Source organism: Mucilaginibacter sp., assembly GCF_035492695.1.
Lineage (GTDB): Bacteria > Bacteroidota > Bacteroidia > Sphingobacteriales > Sphingobacteriaceae > Mucilaginibacter.
Map to the genome: position 1 here is coordinate 51,499 of NZ_DATJJC010000027.1, position 23,674 is coordinate 75,172.

Here is a 23,674-nt window from a genome sequence, read left to right on the forward strand (position 1 = left end):
TTGCTTTTGGCAGACGGGGCTTAAAAAAACTTCGGATTAGGGAATTAATTACACATCAATACGCGCATATTTAGCGTTTTTTTCGATAAACTCCCGGCGCGGAGCAACCTCGTCGCCCATCAGCATGGAAAACGTATGATCGCATTCCGCAGCGTTTTCAATGCTCACGCGGCGCAAAGTACGTGTTTGCGGGTTCATCGTGGTTTCCCACAATTGTTCGGCGTTCATTTCACCCAAACCTTTGTAACGCTGGGTGTGAACGCTATCTTCCTTACCGGCGCCCTTAAGTCGTTGTATAGCAGCTTCTCGCTGAGCCTCTGTCCAGCAATATTCCTGTTCTTTCCCTTTTTTTACCAGGTACAGCGGCGGGGTCGCAATATATACGTACCCAAACTCTACCAGTTCTTTCATGTAACGGAAAAAGAAAGTAAGGATCAATGTCGTAATGTGCGAACCGTCCACGTCGGCATCGGTCATGATCACGATCTTGTGATAACGCAGTTTTGTCAGGTTAAGCTCCTTGTCATCTTCCGGCGTACCAATACTCACCCCCAGGCCGGTGAACATGTTCTTTATTTCCTCGTTCTCATATATCTTATGCTCCATGGCCTTTTCCACGTTCAATATCTTACCCCTTAAAGGTAAAATAGCCTGGTATTCGCGGTTGCGTCCCTGTTTAGCGGTACCACCTGCCGAATCACCTTCGACGAGGAATAACTCGCAAAGCGTTGGGTCGCCATTGGCGCAATCGGCAAGCTTGCCGGGCAGTCCCGATCCGCTCATCACATTCTTGCGCTGCACCATTTCGCGGGCCTTACGGGCCGCAGCACGTGCAGTAGCCGCCAGTATCACCTTGTTGACGATCATACGCGCTTCCTTTGGGTTTTCCTCCAGGTAAGCCGACAATATATCACCAACAGCCACATTCACAGCGCCGCTTACTTCGCTGTTACCCAGTTTGGTTTTGGTTTGCCCTTCAAATTGCGGCTCGGCCACTTTAACCGAGATCACCGCCGTCAAACCTTCACGAAAGTCGTCGCCGGTTATATCAACTTTAACATTCTTCAGCAAACCCGATTTATCAGCGTAGCTTTTCAGTGTACGGGTCAACCCCATCCTGAAACCGGCAACATGGGTTCCGCCTTCAATGGTATTGATATTGTTTACGTACGAGTGCACATTCTCCGAATAGGTGTCGTTATACTGCAACGCCAGCTCAACAGGTATGCCCTGTTTCATACCTTCAACATATATAGGCTCAGGTATCAATGCGTTCCTTGTACCATCAAGGTATTTAACAAACTCCTTTAAGCCGCCTTCGGATAAAAAGACTTCCGACAGATACTGACCGTCCTCACCTGTTGCGCGCTCGTCTGTAAGGGTCAGTTTGATCCCTTTATTCAGGAATGCAAGTTCCCGCAAACGGGTTGCCAGTGTTTCGTACTTATATTCTAAAGTTTGGGTAAATATTTCCGGGTCGGGCTGGAAAGTTTGTATAGTTCCCGTCCTGTCTGATACGCCAATCGTCTTCACGTCAAACATGGGTTTGCCACGTTCGTATTCTTGTGTAAATATTTTTCCTTCGCGGTGAACCACCGTTTTAACATGGGTTGAAAGTGCATTAACGCACGATACACCTACCCCGTGCAAACCGCCTGAAACCTTATAAGTGTCTTTGTCGAACTTACCACCGGCGTGCAGTACGGTCATCACAATTTCCAATGCCGATTTCTGTTCTTTTGTATTTATCCCTGTTGGGATGCCGCGCCCGTTATCTTCAACCGTTACCGAATTACCTTTGTGGATGAACACGTTGATGGTATCACAATAACCGGCAAGCGCCTCGTCTATCGAGTTATCTACCACTTCATATACCAAATGATGCAGGCCTTTTGCCCCTGTATCGCCTATATACATCGAAGGGCGTTTTCTTACCGCTTCAAGCCCTTCCAAAACCTGGATATTATCCGCTGAATAATTGGATTTGTCTTTATTTTCTTCGCTCATATTTAGATTAAAAAGCCGCCCCCTTGTCCAGGGACTTTTAACGTACAAAAATACGAAATTTAACCCGCATTAAGGTTAATCTGTGGATAAATAAGGGCGTTGTGAGCAAGCTTTTATAAACATTAGGATACTTGAGATGAAACATTATCTTTGTCAAAATTTTTTAACAGTAAAATGAAAATCAAGGCATCCTCTTTAACAAAACTAAGCATCGCCATATTGGCTGCCGGCAGCCTGGCAGCATGTAATCAGAATAAGGGAACTTCATCAACGCAAAGCACAACCGCTGCGCCGTCAAACTCTCTTGTAGTGTTTGTAAACCAGGATTCCCTGATGGCCAAGTATGATTATGCCAAGGATATGCGCAAACGCCTTGATGACAAAGGTGCGGCAGCTAAAACTGATGTTGGCACCAAGCAACAGGCCATACAGCGCGAAGTAGCCGAATATCAAAAAAATGTAGGCGGCATGAGTGCCAATGAACGTTCGATGACCGAACAGCGTTTACAGCGCGAAAGCCAGGAATTTCAGCAATACCAGCAAAATGCCGGCGCGCAATTTCAGAACGAAACTGCTGATGAAAGTAAAAAACTGTATGACAAGGTGTACGCTTTCAGCAAGCAATATGCTAAGGACAATGGTTACAAAATTATACTGACCTTTCAAACAGGCAACACGCAATTACTATACGGCGACAGCGGCCTTGATGTGACCGGAGACTTCGTAAAGAAATTGAACGACGCCTATTCCAAAGAAAAGAAATAAATTATTTTTCTGAATAATATGATAAAAACCCTGGTTTTAAACCGGGGTTTTTATTTTTGTACCAAATGGAAACGAAGGAGCATGAAAAGTTTATGCGGGTTGCTATACAACTGTCCGAACAAAATGTGAAGGAGGCTGCCGGAGGGCCATTTGGTGCAGTAATTGTAAAAGATGGACAGATCGTTGCCCAAAGCGCCAACAAGGTTGTGCCTCAAAACGACCCGACCGCGCACGCAGAAGTATCGGCTATACGCCTTGCTTGTAAAAAATTAGGCACTTATGACCTGAGCGGCTGTACCATTTATACCAGCTGTGAACCTTGTCCCATGTGTCTTGGGGCAATATATTGGGCGCGTATCGATACTATTTACTATGCTAATACCAAAACCGACGCAGCTGATATAGGGTTCGACGATCATTTTATTTACAGGGAGATCGGGTTACCCCTGGCCGAACGTAAATTGAAAATCACACAGCTATTGCACGACGAAGCATTACCTGTTTTCAAATTATGGCAGTCATCCGGATCAAAAACTGACTATTGACCAACAAAAAAAGCGCCTCCGTTTCGAAAGCGCTTTGTAAATCATAATACATCGCAATATCTTAGCTGATCAGTACGCCGATCTCTTCCTCGTCTCCGCTTATATTGTCCAGGAATTCAAAATGAGAGTTCTTACTGATAAATTCGGGCACGATTTCCTTCATTTTATTTACCAGCGCCATATCGTCATGATGTTTGTTCAGCGTTAGCAGCTCTTCAATATCTTCTACTACTTGTTTGTAAGGATAGGTGATCACCTTGGCTATTTTGATCTTCGGATGATGGGTCGGCATTGTCAATTCTCCCATATTCAACAGTTCTTCGTATAGCTTTTCACCTGGTCTTAACCCTGTATAAACTATCCTTATATCCTTTTCGGGTTGCAGGCCTGCCAATTTGATCATTTTTAGCGCCAGGTCGGTTATCTTCACCGGCTCACCCATATCAAATATGAATATCTCACCACCGCTTCCCATAGTGCCTGCTTCCAGTACCAGTTGTACCGCTTCAGGTATGGTCATAAAATAACGGGTAATATCGGGATGGGTGACCGTAATAGGGCCGCCCTTTTGTATCTGCGCCCTGAAACGCGGTATCACCGAACCGTTCGAACCCAATACATTGCCAAAACGGGTTGTAACAAAACGCGTGGTCGGCACCCCGTGTTTATTATTTGCAGGGCTATCTTTCAGTGACTGAATATATATTTCTGCTATACGTTTGGTAGTACCCATAATATTGGACGGGTTAACCGCTTTATCTGTAGATACCATCACAAACTTACCTGTACCAAACAGTACTGAAAGGTCGGCAACGTGCTTGGTGCCCAATACATTTGCCTGAACAGCTTCAGACGGGTTTTCTTCCATCATCGGCACATGTTTGTATGCGGCCGCGTGGAATACTACCTCGGGCCTGTAATCATCAAACAATTTGTACATACGACGATAATTCCGGATATCAGCTATAAATATTTTGGTACAGATATTTGGAAATTTATCTTCAACTTCCAGTTTCATTTCGTGCAAAGGGGACTCAGCCTGGTCGCACAAAATCACCATTGCTGGCTTATAGCTCAATACCTGGTTAACGATCTCCGACCCGATAGAACCGGCCGCGCCCGTAACAAGCACACGTTTGCCGCACAGGTCTTCTGATATCCTGTTCGTTTCTATCTGGATAGGCTTACGCTGCAGCAAATCCTCTATTCTTAAGTCCTGTATCTGTTGCAAATTCAGTTTACCATATATCCACTGGTCTGACGGGGGAACGGTCATTACCTGTATCCCCAGCGCAAGGCAGTTCTCAAGTGCAGCCTTTTTGGTTTGCGCATCAAGGTCATGGTTCATAATGATCAGCTTATCCACATTGTGCTTTTCTTTCAGCTTTGCCAGCTTATCAATGTGATAAACACGTACCTGCTGAATTTCCTTATCGATCTTTTTGCCCCCATCGTCCACAAAACCAACTACCGAAAAATTGGTTTTCGCACTTGCTTCAAGGGCCTGCTTTACCAGCACGGCATTATGGTCTGAACCGTAAATCAGCACAATGGTCCTTTTTGCGTTGCTATTGTAGTTAAGGTAGAAAAATGCGCTTTTGGCCATGGTACGCAGCAGGATAAGCAAAGTGCTCGACACTGAAAAGTTAACAAGCAACACCAGGTTAACTGTAACAAGGTTAACCTTGATCAAATGCACCACCCAAACGTTGATCACCAAAAGATAGATGAGGCTTGTTAAAAATGCAGAACTGAATATACGGAGAACATCGCGGGTATTGGAATACCTGATGAGCCCGGTATGTGTGCGCAGGGCATACATCACCAGTGTTGAAATACCACAATAAAGACCAGTGTAAATGAAGAAATAACCACGTAGAATATTAACAAATTCAAAACGCTGGACGATAAAATAAGAAGTAGAGAAAGACCAGGTTACAATGATAAGGTCGACAAGCATTATCAACCATCTTGGAACCACCCTGGTAAATAGTAAATATTTTTTCATAAATAAACTAACAGAGGATGTGTAGTAAAAGTAACGTTTTTTTACCAAACAAAAAATAAATACACACCGCAACACTATCGACCAGGCACGGCGTGGTTTAACGAATTTTACGGTAGTAATGTTAACACATGCGTAAAATAAAAGTTTTCGTTTTTTTTAGCCCCAAAAACCCAAAAACTTAATATAAATACCACAAAGAACAAGTATACAGATACTTATTAAAATAATATTTTTCAAAAGTAAATATAAATACTTATAAAAATCTTTAGTTGAAGGTAATATTATTGTTGCCGATAGCTTGTTAAGCCTCATTCGGTATTGTTTTTGCGTAAACGCTTTTCACATTTTTTACCACCCTGTCCAGGTCTGCCCCGGTAAGATTGGAACCAGAAGGGAGGCACAGGCCATTATTAAACAAATCCTCGCTGACACCATTGACATAAGAGCGCGCGCCACTGAACACTGGCTGCAAATGCATCGGTTTCCATAGCGGGCGGGATTCTATGTTCTCACTCTCCAGCGACAGCCTGATGTCCTCGCGCGTTATGCCACCGGTTTTTCGCGGGTCCACTATAATAGTGGTAAGCCAGCGATTGCTAAATACTCCTGCCGGCTCGGGTAAAAAACTGATACCTGCTATGTCCGAAAGATTTTCGACATAGTAGTCATATACTTTTCTGCGTTGTGCTATCCGCTCCCTTAATACCTGCATTTGTCCGCGTCCTATCCCCGCACAAACGTTGCTCATCCGGTAATTATATCCAATTTGCGAATGCTGGTAATGCGGGGCCGCGTCGCGCGCCTGCGTCGCCAGGAAACGGGCCCTGTCAATAAGATCCCCCGAATCAGATATCAATGCCCCACCACCACTTGTAGTGATGATCTTGTTTCCATTGAATGACAATATCCCCATCAGGCCGAAAGTTCCGGCAGGTTTTCCATTAATGGTCGATCCTAACGCTTCCGCAGCATCCTCGATCACCGGAATTCCATATTTCGAAGCTATCGCCGATATCTGTTCCATTTTTGCAGGCATTCCATACAAGTGCACCGGTATTATTGCCTTTGCTTTTTTACCATTAGCTATTCCATCCTGTATTGCTTGCTCCAGCAGTTCGGGCGACATATTCCAGGTTTCAGGCTCACTGTCGATAAAGACCGGGTTGGCCCCCTGGTATGCAATTGGGTTGGCAGATGCCGAAAATGTAAAACTCTGGCAAATTACATCATCGCCGGGGCCTATGCCGAGCATAATGAGCGCAAGATGCAAAGCGGCAGTTCCTGAACTGAGCGCGGCTGCATGTTTTGCCCCGGTAAACGCCTGCAGATCGTGCTCAAAACCGTTCACATGCGGCCCCAGCGGTGCTATCCAGTTAGTATCAAATGCTTCCCTCACAAACTCAAACTCACCGCCGCCCATATGCGGGCTCGAAAGCCATATTTTTGTATTCATAATTATGATTTCAAGATTACACCGCCCCACGAATAGCCTACACCAAATCCGGCCAACAAAATTCGCATGTTCTGTTGTATTTTATTTTGAACGAACGCCTCTTTTAAAACGATTGGAATTGTTGACGAGACGGTATTGCCACAATTCTCCATTTCATATAAAAACTTCTCTTCACTTATCCCGATCTTCTTCCTCAAATGGTTAAGCATGTATTTATTAGCCTGGTGAAAAACAAACAGGTCAACATTATCAAACGACAGATTATTTTTCTCCAGGGTTTGATTAACTAATCCCGGCACCGACTCTATGGTGAAATTGAATATTTCGGAGCCATCCATAAAAAGGTAATAATCGTTACGTTCGCCATTAAATTCGGGTGCATTTTCACCAGGCAGCCCGGCTTTATATTTCGACCCGCTGTTTTTTACGATCAGGTTGTCGGCACCCCTGCCGTCGGTTCCCAAAACAAATTCTTCTATTTCCAAACCATCTCCTTCACCACTAATGAGCGTAGCAGCCGCAGCGTCGCCAAAAATTGTACGATTTCCCCTATCTTTTTCGTGAATGTACTTGCTATAGGTCTCCGAGGTGATCAAAAGAATGTTTTTGGCAATGTTTGCCGCTATAAGACCCTTGGCAAGGCTCAATCCATAAACATACCCCGAACAACCGAGGTTGAAGTCCAATGCCCCGGCCGTAGTTGGTATGCCCAGGCGGTCCTGTACAATACACGCTGTTGTTGGAAGCTGGTAATCAGGGCTTTGCGTGCATAACAAAATATAGTCTATATCCGATTTAGCGACGCCATATTCGTCGAACAGCTTTTGGGCTGCTTTTACGGCCATATCCGAAGTAAATTCATCCGGGGCCGCAATGTGCCTTTCACCTATACCGGTCTTCGTTATTATTTTATCAGCAGACCACTCAGGAAATTCTGCTGAAAGAGCTTCATTGCTCAACACTTTTTCAGGCAGATAGTAGGCTATATATTTAATTCTTGCTTTTTTTAACACCGCTTGTAATCAATTTAATGTAAATCCCCCGTCCATCACCAGGTCCGACCCTGTTATCCACGGGGAATTATCCGACAATAAAAAGGCAACATAGTTCGCAACATCAATGGTACTACCATATCCAAAGGGGTATTTTTTTTCATCTTCTTTCATATCGTCACTTGATATTGCTGAATCTGCCCCATCTGTCATCGGCGTTTTTACGATACCCGGGCTCAATGAGTTTACCCTTATCTTCTGGGCCGCTAATTCAGTTGCAAGCACTTTTGCGAAAGCAGATAATGCAGCCTTTGAAGCCGCGTATACAGCTGTTCCGGCCACGCCCAACTTAGACGACAGTGATGAAATATAAACCAGCGAAGATTGTTTGGCTATTTTTTTTTCTTTTAAAAGGCCTTGAGTCAATAACACCTGGCTTACAAAGTTCACGCTCAGCACTTTGTTGATCTTTTCTTTTGACAGGAACTTTACGGGGCTATAGTCGATAATACCTGCACAGAAAACGGCTCCATCTAGTTTCTCTACCTTTTCCACCAATGCCTTAATATCAGTTTCGGCATCCATATCGGCTATTACCGCAAGGTGCGTTCCCTGGTTATCAAGCAAAGCGGCTGTTTGATTTAACCTATCGTGGTCCCGGCCGGTAATGATCAGCCTGGCTCCAAGTTTTGAAAGTAAAATGGCAATATCTTTTCCTATACCAGATGAAGCGCCGGTAACTAAAATATTTTTCCCCTGCAGATCAAGCATCAAGCCGTCAGTATTTAGTAATTATTTTTTACTTTTTACGATATTAAACAGGTCTTCAATTGTTTGGGCTTGTTTTATCTCGTTGCCGGTAAGTTTCACAGAATACTCTTCATCAACCATGGCGATCATTGACAACGCTGTCATCGAATCCCATTCGTCAAGGTCCTTAAACACGGTGTCTGCCCCAACGGAACCCGGAGCAACATCCTCCAGCTGTTTTTCGAAATTTTGAATGAAAGTATTTAGTTCCATATAATAGATTGTAATTTACAAAGTAGATTTATAACCTGGCACACCAAAATAAAACTCATTATCGTTGATGTTTTTTATAATTAGTGTCGCTGCGCCGACCTTGTTGTTCGACCCGACCTTTTTATCCTGCACAATGGACGAATTCAAGCCAAAAAAGTTGTTATTACCGATAGTAACGTTGCCTGATATAGCTGAATTTGGATTGAAGACATTACAGTCCCCCATCTTAACATCGTGGCCTACAGATGTTTTCAGATTGAAAACATTAAAATTACCAAGGGCAATATTGTCGGTAAATATACAACCTGATGTTATAATGTTACCCTTTCCTATTATCAAATTTTTATCATAGATAATACTATCATCCGCAATAATATTTGGATAGGATAAATTATTATTCGTTAAACGGGCTGTAACCTTGCTGATGGCCTGGGGGTCACCAAGGGCGATAACAACATCAAGCGGGCGTTTGTACTCATTAAGTTCCTTTAAAGTACCCAGGTAATTAAGAGGAATATGGCTGGTGCCGAAACTTACGGAAGGGTTATCGTCAAAAAAACCTAACAGGTTCCATTGTTTCTTTATTTCGTTCAGCTTCTGAATTAAAAGGTATACTTCTCTTCCAAATCCGCCGGCGCCAAAAATTGCTATATCTTTCATGCTTGTTTATCAGACATCAAGTTTCCGGTAAATCGTTCCATTGTGGCAGAAGTTGCCGAACTGATCCCCTCGGATTTAAAAATTTTTATAATCGTTAACCACATTATTTTTACATCCAGTACGAAACTCACATGGTCGACATACCAAACATCATATTTGAATTTTTGTTCCCAGCTAATGGCATTTCGGCCATTTACCTGCGCCCAGCCCGTTATACCTGGTCGCATTTCGTGCCTTCTTTTTTGGAAGTCATCGTACAAAGGTAAGTATTCTACCAATAATGGGCGCGGACCGATCAAACTCATATCGCCTTTCAGTACATTAAGTAACTGGGGTATTTCATCAATAGATGTTTTCCGGACGAATGAACCGATAGGGGTAAGTCTTACGGCGTCAGGAAGCAACCGGCCATTCGCATCCTTCCTGTCGTTCATGGTTTTAAATTTGATGACTTTGAAGATATGTCCGTATTTGCCTGGCCTTGGCTGAACAAAGAACGGGCGCCCTCCGTTGGCAATGGTCAAAAGAATAGTTGCCAGTAAAAATACCGGCGACAGTATGATAAATGCCATAAAAGCTATAAGCCACTCCAATATGATCTTAAAAAAGCTTTTATACATATCCTGTTATTTTTTGGCTATCCTCTCTATTTGTTCCAGGTAGCGCGAGGCAAGCACTTCGCGGTCAAAATTTTCTTTCGCATAATTATAGCCGCTGTCGCCCTCTCTTTTTATCCTGTCAGGGTCGGTTATATATTGCCTGATAATGATATCGTATTGCTCTGTATTTTCAGGTTCCACGTAAACGCCGGCTCCCGACGCTTCCACCAATTCCCGCGATACACCATCAATTGCCATTAGTATCGGCTTTCTGCACGACATGTAATCAAAGGTTTTGTTAGAATATACCGTTTTAAAAGTATCAACCTTTTTCAACACAGACGCTCCCATATCCGAGGCCAGTATATACTTAAAAACTTCCTTTTTAGGCACGGGATCCAAAAAAAGCACATTGGTAATGTTCCGTTCCGCTGCCATATTTTTAAGGCGCTCTTTTTCCATACCCTGCCCTATCAATACAAACAGTACATTGGTATCCTGCAATGATTTACCGGCATCCAAAACCTGCTCCAGGTGGTTGGCAACACCATGCGCGCCAACATAAGTAATGACGAATTTCCCATCAAAATTATGCTCTTTACGAAAGGCTTCTGCATCAAAATTCTGCAATAACGTTTCGGATAGACTAAAATCGGCAGCATTAGGGATCATCAGCAGCTTATTTTCGGGTATATTTTTAACCTCTTTCAGCGTCTTATAAAACGCCGGGGTTAAAACATTGATCAATTTGGCTTTCCGGTAAATAAAAGCTTCGAACCAGTAAGCCAGCCTGATGATCACTTTATTGGTTAATACACCAGTATCTATTGCCGACTCCGGCCAAAGGTCCCTTACTTCAAAAACAAGTGGAATTGACTTGAACCGGGAGAGGATATAACCGCTAAAACCAACAAACAATGGCGGCGACGTAACAATTACTACATCAAACTTGCCTTTTGCCTTAAACAAGCCCCCCCATATAGAAGAAAACATAAAAGAGAAATAGCCCCACAACCGGCCCAAAAAGCTTTTATTGTAGGCTTCAGAAACATGGCATCGCCAAACTTTAATATCACCCTGCTGCTTTAATTTAAAATAAAGGCCTTTGTATTCGGGTAGTTTTTCCTTGCCATTAGCATTCATCATCCCGGCCAGCACCGTGATGTCGTGGCCTTTTTCGGCCCACATCTTTGTTATTTCATTCCACCTGGAACCGCCGGAATCGTTTTCTTCTAAATAATATTGATGTAGTAGTAGTATTTTCATTAAATAACGGTTATACGTGTCGCCAATCTATTTTCGTTCGTGGCAAACGCAATTTCGGTGCATTTTTCCTTTTTCCCGTAAAACGAGGAGTAGTACCCTGTGCCTATTGCCGGCTTTAACGTCTGTTCCAAAGCTGTCGACGATTCAAATTTAAGCATTCCGGGGTAACAGGTGTGCCAAAGTTGTGTTAATGCCATCCCCGGCGGTTTGTTGTCTATAATATCTTCCACCTGCCAAATCGCGGCATTTTTGTACACGGTTATTTTGCGCGTATGCCTTATGTTTTTATTGATGTGCTGAAAGGCCCTTATCGTTCCTTCAAATAAAAAATATTCCCCTGTTTCGTTAGTTTTTACTGACTCACATTGCGTCCAATAATACCATATAAACCTCGCCCCCTTTTCCATCTGGTCGTAATCGTCCAGCATAACGGTATTATGCGAGCGGGTACCCATAAAATATTTCAGGTCGGATTGGTCCGCATTATATTTGTAGCTGCCGGCATCATGCAACACATTGATACCCTTGTGCCAGATGTCAAGGTGCAGGTTATCGGCCTGTGAAGGGCGATCCTTGTGGTCGCCGCATCGCACAAAACTGACCGAATCCGCCGATCTGTAAATGTGGTATCCACCTTTATTAAATGAACGGTACCCGGTTTGTATCAATAGATCGCTTTTATATTCGGCCGGCTTCAGCCCGTACCAGTCGCTGTCCTCGTAATGTCCGTACGGCCACTTCATGCCAAGCGCATTGCTTAACGCTTCCAGTTGAGGGCGGTAGTCGCGGAAATGGCTGTCGCTTAATTTAAAAAATAAGGCGCCGTCGTTTGCGCCATAGTTTGGCAGCCAACCTGTCGTTTCGTCCATCGCCGCAGTTAAAAATTGCAGGCTTTTTGCTGCACGATCATAAACCACATCAGCAAAACGTTCATCATTCAACTCAGCCAGCCGGATGGCCCAGGTCATTAGCTGAACCACCACCCGATGATAATTCATGGAGAACTGGAGAAAAGTGCCATCTTCATAAACCTGGTAGGCAATCTCCTCTTCAAACCAGCGTTTACCATCTTTCTTCCATTTAGCTGCGCCAGGCAATTGCGGAAACAAAGTACCTACAATGTACAAAGCCAGTGTTTCTGTAATAGCGTGGTTATTTCGTACAGCTATTCTCGAAAAATCTATGTTATCATACACATGGCGTGTCTGCCAATATAGATAGTGTTGTATTTTATCAAACAACTCTTCCGTGAGCGAAGGCGAATTCCGGTAGTAATACAAGGCAAATATCCAGTTCATCATCCGGAGGGATATTTCCTGGCTGCACTTAAAATTAGGGCCCTGGTTTATCGTATTGGCACCAATCCAATTAGATATCTCGCCGAAAACCGGTACAGAACAATCCTTGCCTGAATGTTTGTCGTAACGTATAAATGTGTACAGGTGCGAAAAACGCGACGGTTCCCAAACAAACTTAATATCACCAGCCGCCTGGCTGTAGTCGTTGATTTCGGTCCAATGTGCCTTGCCGTTGTATGAATAACCAGTATCGGGGTTGGTCAGCCAGTCATAACCCGGGCCAAGTTTATACTCAAGGCTCGAAAAAAAAGTAAAATTATGGGCGGATATTTGGGCATGGTCTTTTTCAAGCTGCTTTGATAATGGAAGGTTAAAGGCGATCTCCTCCCTGCTCTTAAAGAAAAAGGGAATATAATTGCGGCGCCATTCGTCAAGCGAAAGAAAGGTTTTATGGGCGGGTTGTACCGGAAAGGCCTTTTTATGCATTCCCGTCCTTTTTTTAAGTTCGAAGCCAAGCCGGAAGAATATGTATCTCCAGCCCATATTACCAATAAGCTGGCCGGCCCGTTGAACTTTTGCAAACATTACTTAATTTTTCTGCAAAGATATATTAAGTAAATTATCAACTATCCTTTCGGCTACTTTACCATCCCAAAATGGAGGGATACCGCCTTTTTTCCAGTTGCCGCTAAATAATTTTTCAAACGCAGGCTTTATCGCGCCAGGGTTGGTTCCAATTAGTTCATTTGTTCCAATAGTTATGGTCTCCGGCCTTTCGGTATTATCCCTAAGCGTTACACACGGCACGCCCATTACTGTTGTTTCCTCAGTTATTCCACCCGAATCTGTCACAACCAGTTTGGCGCGTTCAACCAGGTAATTAAACTCAAGGTAACTCATAGGTTCAATAAAGTAAAGGTTGGGCGCACTAATACCAAGGCCCTGCAGGTTTTTCGCGGTACGCGGATGCACGGGGAAAACTATTGGCAAACCTTTGCTGTGTTCTATTATCTCGCTCATTAACAGCTTCAACTGCTGCTCCTGGTCAACATTAGCAGGGCGATGCAGGGTAAGCACAAAGTAATTATGGTCGGTTAACTTTGCTTCGTTCCATACGGCAGGCTGTATAAACCTGCTTTTATTTTTCAGAAGCGTGTCTATCATCGTATTTCCTACAAAGAAAATCCGGTCATCAGTTATGCCGCTATTTCGTAGGCTGTCATTTGCAGTGGCCGAAGTAGTGAAAAAATAGTTGGTTATGCTATCGGTCACCAGGCGGTTAATTTCTTCGGGCATGGTCCAATCGCCCGAACGGATACCTGCCTCAACATGCGCCACCTTAACATGCAATTTTTGGGCGGTAATGGCGCAAGCCATAGTAGAGGTAACATCTCCTACTACCAAAACCAAATCAGCAGGGTTAGCTACCAGATCCCTTTCGAATCCTATCATTATTGCAGCGGTTTGCTCCGCCTGCGTACCCCCACCGGCTTCCAGGTTGGCGTCAGGTTCGGGAATGCCTAATTGTTCGAAGAAATCTCCCGACATCTTCTTGTCATAGTGCTGCCCGGTATGTACCAGGCGGTAGTTTATATCATAGTTTTCGGCTTTTTTCTTTTTTATCGCATCAATAATTGGCGCTATTTTCATGAAGTTAGGACGGGCACCGGCTATAATGGTTATGTTCATCTTAGTTATTTTGCTTCTGTGCCCGATAAGCTCTTACTTTTTTCATGGCACTATCTTCGTTTGTTGAGTTTAATCGCTTCAACCTGAACCGGGTTACACCTATTCCATCCGATCTTACAACGGTCCCTTCCGAATCGGTTTTAAAAACATTATCGATATCGTCGTCATCCACTTTAAACAGATTATCGGCGTAAACAAAGTTATGATGAATAGTAACACCCTCTGGAGGGCTAGGACAATTTTTTGTTTTTAGTACCTGCATTTCAAATTTTCCCATAAATATGTTATCTGAAATATCAACACCGTTCACCCTTTTATAATTACACGCATCACCCCCGCGCATAAAAATTATACTGCTGAAATCGGGGCTGTCAAATACATTGTTTGTTATAACATGGCCTATCCCGCTTATCCTTACACCGGCTTTGGTCATAAATTTGTTATTCCTGATCACGCTCGAATCTGAAAGCCGCAGCGAAACTCCCGAACGGCAATTAGTAAATGTGTTGCCTTCTATCAAAACGCCATTGGATTTACAACTGACTGTTTCTGAATCGCCAAAATAGTTCATGAATTTATTATTGATGATCCTGCAATTCGAACGGCTATTACCCAAACCCACCCTAATGGCTTCAAGCGCTTCGCCCTTACGGGCTTTCACATTTTGAAAGGTGCAATTCGAGATCGTGTTATCCTCCCCCGTCCAGCTGTGCGAGTTTACGTGAATAATGGGGAGCCTGTTTTGCTTTCCCTGGAATGTGCAATAATCTACCACGTTATTTCTGCCATATATCTCTACCCAGTAAAATTGCGTCGCCTTATCCTGGTCGTCAAATACATCGGTATAATTAAAGTCGCAATTTCGTATGGCATCACCTATAACAGCTCTTTTTTTATCTCCCATCTGCAAAAGCGCTTCGCTCTCGCGGTAATTGATATTGTTGTTTATAAATGAAACATTTTGAACGGTAATATAATTCCCCACAACTAAAATGGCACTGTTGCCATTTATCGTTGTTTTCCCTGCAACGCCTGTTACTGTAAACGGCGAGCCTGATGAACCATAACCGTCAATAATTACTTTGGTATCGTTCAAAACCGCGGGCAAATTATAGGTACCGCCTGGTTTTGCAGTGATGTGCAAGTCTCGGGCAAGGCAGTTTGACTGGCAGAAAGCCACCATTGCTATTGCAGCGAGGCCACTAAAAATGGTATTGCTCAACCGACCAATATTTCTTTTGTTTTTCATGATTTGTAATTTAATTGACAACAACCCAGGCCCCTTCTTTCAGGCTCTGTATAGCTGCAAACGAGGCCTTTGTAGTATTTATTATTTCATCGAACGGAATAAGTGCTGCACCACCGCTTTTTACCCTTTCGGCCAACAGTTTGAATTGTTCTTTATGGCCTTTATCAAGCGTGGTTTTTAATTTCGAAAATCCTTTGAAGCCATAACCCTGTGTAACACGGTAGTTGTCCATTATCGCGGTCCGTTCCTGGGAGTATACTTCAACTCTTTCCTTTGAATATTCTTTTGATCCGTTAGCAAAATAGTTGATCACACCTGTACTTCCATTTTCATACTTCAGAAGTATGGTTGCATTATCCGTATTTTCCTGCGGATTTGTCCCCATGGAATTCATCATTACTGCTTTCACTTTACTCCCTGTCAAAAATGTTATCAGATCTATAAAATGACAGGCTTCGCCAATTATCCGGCCTCCGCCAACATTCATATCGTGTACCCAAACATTCGGCGGTATGTGGCCGGCGTTCATTGTGGCTATTATATTCATCTGTGTGTTCCCCACCAACTGTTTTATCTTCTGTATGTGTGGCGAAAACCTGCGGTTAAAACCAACAGTCAGGGATTTTGTTCCGTCATACGATGTAATAATTTCGTTAAGTTCATCATTGTTCAACGCCAGGGGTTTTTCTACAAACACATGCTTACCGGCTGCCAGCGCCTGCTTAACCATGGACGCATGCTGGTTATGCCTTGTTGTGATCATAACCAGGCCGACTGACTGGTCGGTTAATATCTCTTTATAATCGGTTGTACTTTTACTGATGTTGTGTTTTTTTGCCAGGGCGGTACCTGTTACGCCTCCTGCACTGGCTATAGATACTATAGCAGCCCCCGCCTTTTCCAGAGCGGGCAGCATGGTCATTTTTGTAAAATTCCCTGCACCAATGATCCCGATCCCTGTCCCCGGGCTATCAAATCCGGCTGATCGCAATACAACGGTATTTGAGGCGTCGCTGCTTTCAGGATACTCGAGTATTGACGCTATCGATCCCTTATTACTGATATTATCGTAGATATCCTTATAGTTGTCAAGCGAAACACGTTCGGTGATAAGAGACTTCACATCGAGCTTACCTGCAGAAATAGCCTGCAAAATGGTTTGAAAATTCCGCTTTTCGGTCCACCTCACAAATTGCAACGGATAATCGATACCGGATTGTTCGTAAGATTCATCGTAACGGCCCGGACCGTAAGAACAGGATACCTGGAAGGTCAATTCCTTTTCATAAAACTCTGCCCGGCTGATGTTCAACCCGATTACGCCTACCAGGATAATGCGGCCACGTTTACGGCTCATTTGCGCTGCCTGCGAAATGATATCGTCAGTTTTGGCCGAAGCTGTTATAATTACGCCATCAGCGCCAATATCCCCGGTTTGGTTCATTACCGATTTAACAACATCTTCTCCCTCGCGTGGGTTTATAGCGATGATACCTTTTTTCCTGGCTACCTCTATTTTTTGCGCATCCAGATCGATGCCGATCACCCGGCAACCATTGCTCACCAGTAACTCGGCAGTTAGCAGTCCAATTAGTCCCAAGCCAAAAACTACGATCGTTTCACCTAAAGTTGGTGCGCATAAACGGATGCCCTGTAAACCTATAGAACCGATAACCGTAAAAGCTGCTTCTTCGTCCGTTACATTATCGGGTATTGCAGCAACAAGGTTTTTAGGAACATTTACAAATTCGGCATGCGGCCCGTTGGATGTTACCCTGTCCCCTATCTTAAATTCACTTACGCCATCGCCTACTGCTATTACTTTGCCTACGTTGCAATAGCCCAGCGGCAAAGGCTGGCCTAATTTATTAAATACAGCCTCAAGCGTTGGGGCCAGGCCCTCCGTTTTTATTTTGTCCAACACCTGCTTTACCTTATCGGGCTGCTGCCGGGCTTTCTGTACCAGGTTGGCTTTGCCAAACTCAACCAGCATACGTTCGGTACCTAACGATACAAGCGACCGTGTTGTTTTTATCAAAACATTCCCGCGTGATACTAAAGGGGCCGGAATATCTTCCAATATAGTTTCGCCTGTTTTAAAGGACTGTATAATTTGCTTCATTTATTATTATTGATATTTTCCATTGATAGCTTTACTGTGCAATTTTACTTCAGCAGACGTTTTGAACCTGTCCCGAAGCTTTTTTGCCGGTATACCGGCATATATGGTATACGGCTCTACTGATTTGGTAACAATAGCACCGGTGGCAATTATAGCCCCTTCGCCTATTTCTACGCCATCAAGTACAGTTACCCCGTGACCAAGCCAGCAATCCTTGTTGATAATAACGCCTTTTCTTTCGGCGCGGCCGGTATTCCTGATGGGGGTGCCCGCTATGTCAAACCGATGGTCGCCGCCAACAATCGAAACACGCGATGCCAGCATGGTATAGTCATCTATTTTTAGTGAGTCGATGGACAGGTGACAATTATTTCCGACATAAACACAATCACCAATAACCAGTTCCTTGCAATTGATCAGGTTTCCTCTTCCCATATAAAACTGTTTGCCGTATGACCGGATATGGTAAACAAATTTTAACAAATAATACATCCTAATCCTTTTCAGAAAACTTTTCATAGTATGATGCACTTAATTTCAGCGCTATTTATTTACTACTCGTTACATTTACAAATACGACACGCAGCCGGCTCTGTATACGTATCGCAAAACATCATTACAGCGAGCCAATGGATGTTACCCATCCTTTTATTTTTTAAGCTGATTTTATTTTTCTTAGTTGCGATAACCGGTTGACAATTAATTCCGTTTGTTTTTCGGGATTGTATTTTTCCTGCACTGCCTTAAATGTATTTATTTTAAACTGCTCTTTTTCCAGTGCGTTCAAATTTAAAACTCTTTTAATTTTTTGCGCAAGGGCTGCCCTATCCCCTTCCTTAAACAAAAAACTATTTACCTCATCCACCAACACCTCGGCTTCGGGCTTATGCCTTGCAAAGTTGTCGTTAGTAATTACCGGTGTGCCGTAAGTAAAAGAATGAATAACGGTCAACCCTATCGGTCCGGGGAAAACGCATGCAGCAGCGTCCATAAAGTATCTGCCAATAACGTTTTCGTCGTAAATAGCTCCCAAAAACTTCACACGATCTTCTAACCCCAATGTTCCCGCGTAATTTTTTAAGTTGTCGAGGTGAGGGCCGCTTCCGATGATAACAAGGTCGACCCTTATATTTTCTTCGTTCAGCAATTTCATTGCATCAAAAACCAACTCGAGGTTTCTGTCAGCCAATAAACGTCCCGTAAATACTAAATAAGGGTGAGCGGGGCTCCCGGGTTTTGCTTCTGAATTGATCTTATTGATCGTCTCAACCTGTAACTTAAAATCGAGCGAATTATATATCACCGTCAGGTCGTAAGGATAGCCCATGCTTAAAAGGTTTTCCTTCGCGGCATGGCTGTATAAAAAACCCCCGTCTCTGAATCTTTCGAGGAACCAATACTTAAATGAATTATTTAACGACTTGTGCTTGTTCAACAATCCGTGGCTCCAGAACATACAATGTACACCATTTTTCTGCAACGATCTTACAGCAAACCACGTTGATATGAATTTCCAGTCGCCAAGAAAAATGACAGCATCAAAGCGATTCTTCTTCAGTACACTGTTTAAATTTTTTTGCCATAAAAAATATTTCAAATACCACTTGTTCTTAACCTCTATAAACTTTCCCTTATCCTTAAACTCGTGCAATTTGAGCGACGAGTAGGGCGGGTTGGGATTTTTGCCGGCTATGAAGTAAAAATCAAAAAGTTGGTTGGAATAGAGTTCTTCCAATATGGGGCCCCTGTAGTGTGCGAAGAAGTGGTAGACGATAGCGATTTTCATATAAGATCATTGTAACTGCCTTGCGGAATCTCTACATTACAGGCATGCGCTGGCGGTAAAACTTCGGCTTAAAAATTCTTCGGAACATAACTATAAATGGTAAGGCTATCAGGCAATAGGCAAACCACAGATCCAAACCCGACCCCCTGGCAATTTGCATGAGAGATGCGTACAAATAGAACATCATGATAAAACCTATAGTTGTCCTGTTTTTGATCAGGCCATTAACCAGCACCAGGTAATATTTATTAAAAATGAGATACATGAACGCAAGGATGGGAAAAGAAAACACGTGGAAATTCCAGAAAAGTTCGGCAGGGATCGTTACCGGCAGGCTTCCGCCATGCATTCTGAAATTTGGAGAATAGATAGATGTATAAATATCCACTATACTCCTCGGCTTTTGAACTATCGAAGAGGGTATAAATACAAACAGGCCTTTGGCCAGCGTACTTCCATACAACAGCGGTTGCTGACCGGATATGACGTAATTGATCGGGTTTATCGTATTAACATATGATGAGTTGAGTTCAAGGTTGCTCACCAGCGCCGAAGTAAAATAATCCTCGCCGATATATTTAAAAATAAACCCGTTAGCCTGCCAGAAGCCATGCACCTGGTAATCGCCGTACCCTCTTAAAATTGAGCTTATAAGAATGATGTAAAGAAATACTACCCCAAGTAAAACGGTCAGAAAAACTATTTTAAAGTTTATCTTGATATGCTTAAAACTAAACCCATTTATACATGCTTCATAAAATATCAGCGTAATGAGAATAAAAAAGATTTGTCTTTTACTGTCGTAACTACCTATAGCGAAAAGCAATAGCAGGAAGCCATACACCACAAACCGGGGTTTCAAAGTCAAGTATTTCAGATTCAACAAAAGCAGCATCGTAAATCCTAACTGAATAGGGAAAATATATGCTGCCATAGATGCGTTTGAATCCGATACCTTTACTTTCACAATCGCAAGGGCACAAATAATACCAAGTAAAATAATGATTTTATAATTATTGATATTTCCTGTTTTTCTAAAGGGCTGTACGGTCAGGTCCATATGTTTCGATCTTCGAAGCATCGGAAATGAGGCCAGCACCATAATAAAATTACTGGTGAGTAAAACGCCCACACAAAGATTTAATCGGTGGATATTGCGAAGGGTTGTTAAATATATGTCAGCAAGGCCAATGCTATTGCAGGTGACAAAATGCCCGAATGTCGCTGATAAGCTGATGTATATAAAAGAAAGGAATGAGGGACTCAGATAAACCAGGAAACGGGCTTTTGACTTGTAGTAAAAAAGCAATGTTGCAATAAGCTGAACGGCATACCACCAATAACCATACGCATAAATTAGCTTATCGCTTGCCAGCAACGCCGATAAAATAACTATGATATTGACCAGGATGTAGGAAAACTTCATACAACTAAAAACAAGATCAAATTTATTGCAGTAAACGCGGCGTACTTGCCCAGGTCCCTGGCCGAGCGATTGTACTTGTGCGACAACGCAAGCAAACCTAAAATAAAATAAGTTAAAAACACTGCCCAAACTGCTCCTTCCACTTTCCAGAAAAGGATAAAAAAGTAGGTCATTACAGCCATTATGATAGACGATGTAATGGTAACCGAAGCCAGCGACATTGTTTTTCCCTTTGATGTAAGATTATAATTTGCCATAAAATAAAATGGTAAAAACATGTGGCAAATTAAAATTCTGAGGGCGTTGTTCCATGTATCGTGCGAATATCCATGATAAAACCGCGCTACTATGTTAAACTTGATCAGCGCAAAAAGGAACAATAGCCCAAGTACACCTATCCCCAATGAATATTTTAAGTAAAGGTTTAAAAAATATTCACGCCTGGTCGAAGTTTCTTTATATATCATAGGTTCCATATAGGATGACACCCCTATAAAACAAAAGACAATGGAGCTGCCTATAGCATACGACAGTGAATAGCTGCCCAGCGACTTTGTATCGGTGAAATGAAACAACAAAAACCTGTCGAGCACCGCCATTAACTGAGTGGCAATAGTATGAAAAATAAAGGGCAGTGAAAATCTCAGAAAAAACTTTGACTGTGCCGACCGGAATACCGTTTTAGCAAAATTTCCTGTATAGAAACCTTTGAACAGGATAACAGAAGCAAAACCGCTTATAAGATTAGCGTAAATGTAAGTTTGAGGTAGGGGCCAAATGGCTACTGCTGCAATAATAAATGTCCCCTTCAATCCGATAAAAAGGATACGCACTTTAAAATACCGCGCTACATCATTAATGCTCCTGTAAAAACTGCTTTGTATGATGATCAGGTTTGACAACAACGCGCAGGTCAATACCATCCATAGTTCGGGGATAATAGGAACGGCCATTATTTGCTGAATACCAAACAGCAAACACGTCAGCAGCAATAGCGTACCAATTATATAGGTAACCGCCTGGCTTCGTAACGAATACTTTAAAGGCTTGTTATCGCCAAAGGTGCTGGAGAATTTTAGCGTCAATTTATCAAATCCTGCTATCAGTATAACGCTGAATAGCACTTCGATAGAGATATAGTAGCTGACAATACCGAAATAGCTGCCAGTTAAAAATAAAGGAAGGATCAGTAAGATCAGTTTATTAACTCCTTTATACGTGGCCTCTACGAGCGAATATTTTAAAATTCTTTTGAGCAAAGCGTTATTTATATTTCAGCTTACCATTTTTCCGGAAAGGAAACGGCACATTTTTCAATCTTTAGCAAAAAAATAATCTTCCGTGAGCATACCCTGAAATAGAACAATTCCGATCGTTGATTAAAAATTCAGTCGCATGCTGCAAAACGATCAGCATTAGAAAAAGATATTATAACCTGCCATCGATCAACCCCCTGTCCAGGAAAGCTTTGGTGTCGAAAATGACCCCGTTGTTTCGCTTGATCTTATGATATTCAAAATCGCGGAATTGGTTATGTGCGACAGCTACAACTATGGCATCGTAGATAACGTTGTTCTTCAGTTCATTCAGAATGGTGATACCGTATTCATGTTCAACTTCGTTTACATTGGCCCAGGGATCAAAAATATCCACTTCCAGCCCAAACTGAACCAATTCATGATAAATATCAACCACCCTTGTGTTGCGTACATCAGGACAGTTTTCCTTAAACGTGACACCCATTATCAAAGCTTTCGAGCCTTTTATCTTATGATCCTTGTCGATCATCAGCTTAACTACCTTGTTGGCAACAAACGATCCCATTGTGTCATTTACGCGCCTGCCCGACAGGATCACCTGTGGATGATACCCCAATGATTGCGCCTTGTGCGCCAGGTAATATGGGTCGACGCCAATACAATGCCCCCCCACAAGTCCCGGATTGTATCTTAGAAAGTTCCACTTTGTGGCGGCAGCTTCTATTACATCGTTAGTATCGATGCCTATGCGGTCGAATATCAGCGCAAGTTCATTTACAAAGGAGATATTTACATCGCGCTGGGCATTTTCAATTGCTTTTGAAGCCTCTGCAACCTTTATACTCGGCGCCTTGTGGGTGCCGGCAGTTATGATCGACCGGTATAATGCATCAACCTGGTCTGCTATTTCCGGTGTCGAACCGCTGGTAACCTTTTTTATCTTGGTTAATGTGTTCACTTTGTCGCCGGGATTGATACGTTCAGGCGAATATCCTGCAAAAAAGTCGACATTAAATTTCAATCCGGATGTTTTCTCAAGTACCGGAACGCAGTCTTCCTCGGTACATCCCGGGTAAACCGTGGACTCATAAATAACCAGGTCGCCACTTTTCAGTGCTGTGCCCAGCATAGCCGAGGCTTTGAGTAATGGCGTAAGATCCGGCGCTTTGAACTGATCTATCGGGGTGGGCACAGTTACAATAAAAACATTGCAGGTCTTCAGGTCATCTTTATTTGACGAAAAATGCAGTCCTTCGTCGCCATCATTTTTCTTTTTTTCGATAACCAGTTTAAGGTCATCTATGCTGGCTTCCTTAGTCCGGTCAGTTCCCTCACTAAGCTCTTTTACCCTTTCTTCATTTATGTCGAACCCAAGCACATCGTATTGCTTCGCAAACTCAATAGCAAGTGGCAGGCCCACATAGCCCAATCCAATTATAGCAATTTTAACTTCTTTGGGATTGTGAATATTGATCATTAATTTATTCTGAAATGTTAATTGTTAAAGCGTTACCCCCAGTAATGCCC

General features: G+C 42.9%; 20 protein-coding genes. 2 read left to right on the forward strand and 18 right to left on the reverse strand.

The features are described from left to right. Positions 1 to 48: 48 nt before the first annotated feature. Positions 49 to 2,007, reverse strand: a complete 1,959-nt coding sequence (gene gyrB / locus VL525_RS16525) for a DNA topoisomerase (ATP-hydrolyzing) subunit B (protein ID WP_325388147.1) — start codon at positions 2,005 to 2,007, stop codon at positions 49 to 51. A gap of 174 nt (positions 2,008 to 2,181) precedes the next feature. Here gyrB and VL525_RS16530 point away from each other — a divergent pair, with 174 nt between their 5' ends. Beyond that, positions 2,182 to 2,772: an OmpH family outer membrane protein gene (locus VL525_RS16530; protein ID WP_325388148.1), complete on the forward strand. Its 591-nt coding sequence runs from the start codon at positions 2,182 to 2,184 to the stop codon at positions 2,770 to 2,772. A 65-nt stretch (positions 2,773 to 2,837) separates the two neighbouring features. Further along, on the forward strand, positions 2,838 to 3,317 hold the full coding sequence (locus VL525_RS16535; RefSeq protein WP_325388149.1) for a nucleoside deaminase: 480 nt from the start codon (positions 2,838 to 2,840) through the stop codon (positions 3,315 to 3,317). Between the two features lie 61 nt (positions 3,318 to 3,378). Here the strand turns inward: VL525_RS16535 and VL525_RS16540 are convergent, their stop codons facing one another. From VL525_RS16540 to VL525_RS16620, 17 genes are all read right to left on the reverse strand, one after another. Then, complete coding sequence (locus VL525_RS16540; RefSeq protein WP_325388150.1) at positions 3,379 to 5,325, reverse strand: nucleoside-diphosphate sugar epimerase/dehydratase; 1,947 nt, start codon at positions 5,323 to 5,325, stop codon at positions 3,379 to 3,381. A gap of 301 nt (positions 5,326 to 5,626) precedes the next feature. Next, the gene (locus VL525_RS16545; protein ID WP_325388151.1) at positions 5,627 to 6,778 is read right to left on the reverse strand and encodes a DegT/DnrJ/EryC1/StrS family aminotransferase; all 1,152 of its coding nucleotides are present in this window, start codon (positions 6,776 to 6,778) and stop codon (positions 5,627 to 5,629) included. Positions 6,779 to 6,780: 2 nt separating this feature from the next. Further along, complete coding sequence (locus tag VL525_RS16550; RefSeq protein ID WP_325388152.1) at positions 6,781 to 7,791, reverse strand: ketoacyl-ACP synthase III; 1,011 nt, start codon at positions 7,789 to 7,791, stop codon at positions 6,781 to 6,783. A 9-nt stretch (positions 7,792 to 7,800) separates the two neighbouring features. Next, positions 7,801 to 8,541: an SDR family oxidoreductase gene (locus VL525_RS16555; RefSeq protein WP_325388153.1), complete on the reverse strand. Its 741-nt coding sequence runs from the start codon at positions 8,539 to 8,541 to the stop codon at positions 7,801 to 7,803. Positions 8,542 to 8,562: 21 nt separating this feature from the next. Continuing rightward, complete coding sequence (locus VL525_RS16560) at positions 8,563 to 8,793, reverse strand: acyl carrier protein (RefSeq protein WP_325388154.1); 231 nt, start codon at positions 8,791 to 8,793, stop codon at positions 8,563 to 8,565. A gap of 15 nt (positions 8,794 to 8,808) precedes the next feature. After that, the gene (locus VL525_RS16565) at positions 8,809 to 9,453 is read right to left on the reverse strand and encodes a hypothetical protein (protein ID WP_325388155.1); all 645 of its coding nucleotides are present in this window, start codon (positions 9,451 to 9,453) and stop codon (positions 8,809 to 8,811) included. Further along, positions 9,450 to 10,073, reverse strand: a complete 624-nt coding sequence (locus VL525_RS16570) for a sugar transferase (RefSeq protein ID WP_325388156.1) — start codon at positions 10,071 to 10,073, stop codon at positions 9,450 to 9,452. Before VL525_RS16570 ends, VL525_RS16565 begins: the two co-directional genes overlap by 4 nt. A gap of 6 nt (positions 10,074 to 10,079) precedes the next feature. Beyond that, the gene (locus VL525_RS16575; RefSeq protein ID WP_325388157.1) at positions 10,080 to 11,318 is read right to left on the reverse strand and encodes a glycosyltransferase family 4 protein; all 1,239 of its coding nucleotides are present in this window, start codon (positions 11,316 to 11,318) and stop codon (positions 10,080 to 10,082) included. Beyond that, entirely contained in the window at positions 11,318 to 13,201 is a 1,884-nt protein-coding gene (locus tag VL525_RS16580) for an alginate lyase family protein (RefSeq protein WP_325388158.1), read from the reverse strand. The genes VL525_RS16575 and VL525_RS16580 overlap by 1 nt, the downstream gene beginning before the upstream one ends. A gap of 3 nt (positions 13,202 to 13,204) precedes the next feature. Then, a complete protein-coding gene (gene wecB / locus VL525_RS16585; protein WP_325388159.1) occupies positions 13,205 to 14,305 on the reverse strand; it encodes a non-hydrolyzing UDP-N-acetylglucosamine 2-epimerase in 1,101 nt (366 codons plus the stop codon). 1 nt (position 14,306) lies between these two features. Next, the gene (locus VL525_RS16590) at positions 14,307 to 15,554 is read right to left on the reverse strand and encodes a chondroitinase-B domain-containing protein (protein WP_325388160.1); all 1,248 of its coding nucleotides are present in this window, start codon (positions 15,552 to 15,554) and stop codon (positions 14,307 to 14,309) included. 10 nt (positions 15,555 to 15,564) lie between these two features. Then, a complete protein-coding gene (locus tag VL525_RS16595; protein WP_325388161.1) occupies positions 15,565 to 17,676 on the reverse strand; it encodes a bi-domain-containing oxidoreductase in 2,112 nt (703 codons plus the stop codon). Positions 17,677 to 17,682: 6 nt separating this feature from the next. Continuing rightward, positions 17,683 to 18,111: an acyltransferase gene (locus VL525_RS16600; RefSeq protein WP_414684779.1), complete on the reverse strand. Its 429-nt coding sequence runs from the start codon at positions 18,109 to 18,111 to the stop codon at positions 17,683 to 17,685. A 220-nt stretch (positions 18,112 to 18,331) separates the two neighbouring features. Beyond that, positions 18,332 to 19,462: a glycosyltransferase family 4 protein gene (locus VL525_RS16605; protein ID WP_325388163.1), complete on the reverse strand. Its 1,131-nt coding sequence runs from the start codon at positions 19,460 to 19,462 to the stop codon at positions 18,332 to 18,334. Positions 19,463 to 19,493: 31 nt separating this feature from the next. Continuing rightward, positions 19,494 to 20,888: a hypothetical protein gene (locus VL525_RS16610; RefSeq protein WP_325388164.1), complete on the reverse strand. Its 1,395-nt coding sequence runs from the start codon at positions 20,886 to 20,888 to the stop codon at positions 19,494 to 19,496. Beyond that, the gene (locus VL525_RS16615; protein ID WP_325388165.1) at positions 20,885 to 22,147 is read right to left on the reverse strand and encodes an oligosaccharide flippase family protein; all 1,263 of its coding nucleotides are present in this window, start codon (positions 22,145 to 22,147) and stop codon (positions 20,885 to 20,887) included. The genes VL525_RS16610 and VL525_RS16615 overlap by 4 nt, the downstream gene beginning before the upstream one ends. Before the next feature lie 169 nt (positions 22,148 to 22,316). Next, the gene (locus VL525_RS16620) at positions 22,317 to 23,624 is read right to left on the reverse strand and encodes a nucleotide sugar dehydrogenase (RefSeq protein WP_325388166.1); all 1,308 of its coding nucleotides are present in this window, start codon (positions 23,622 to 23,624) and stop codon (positions 22,317 to 22,319) included. Positions 23,625 to 23,674: the final 50 nt, after the last annotated feature.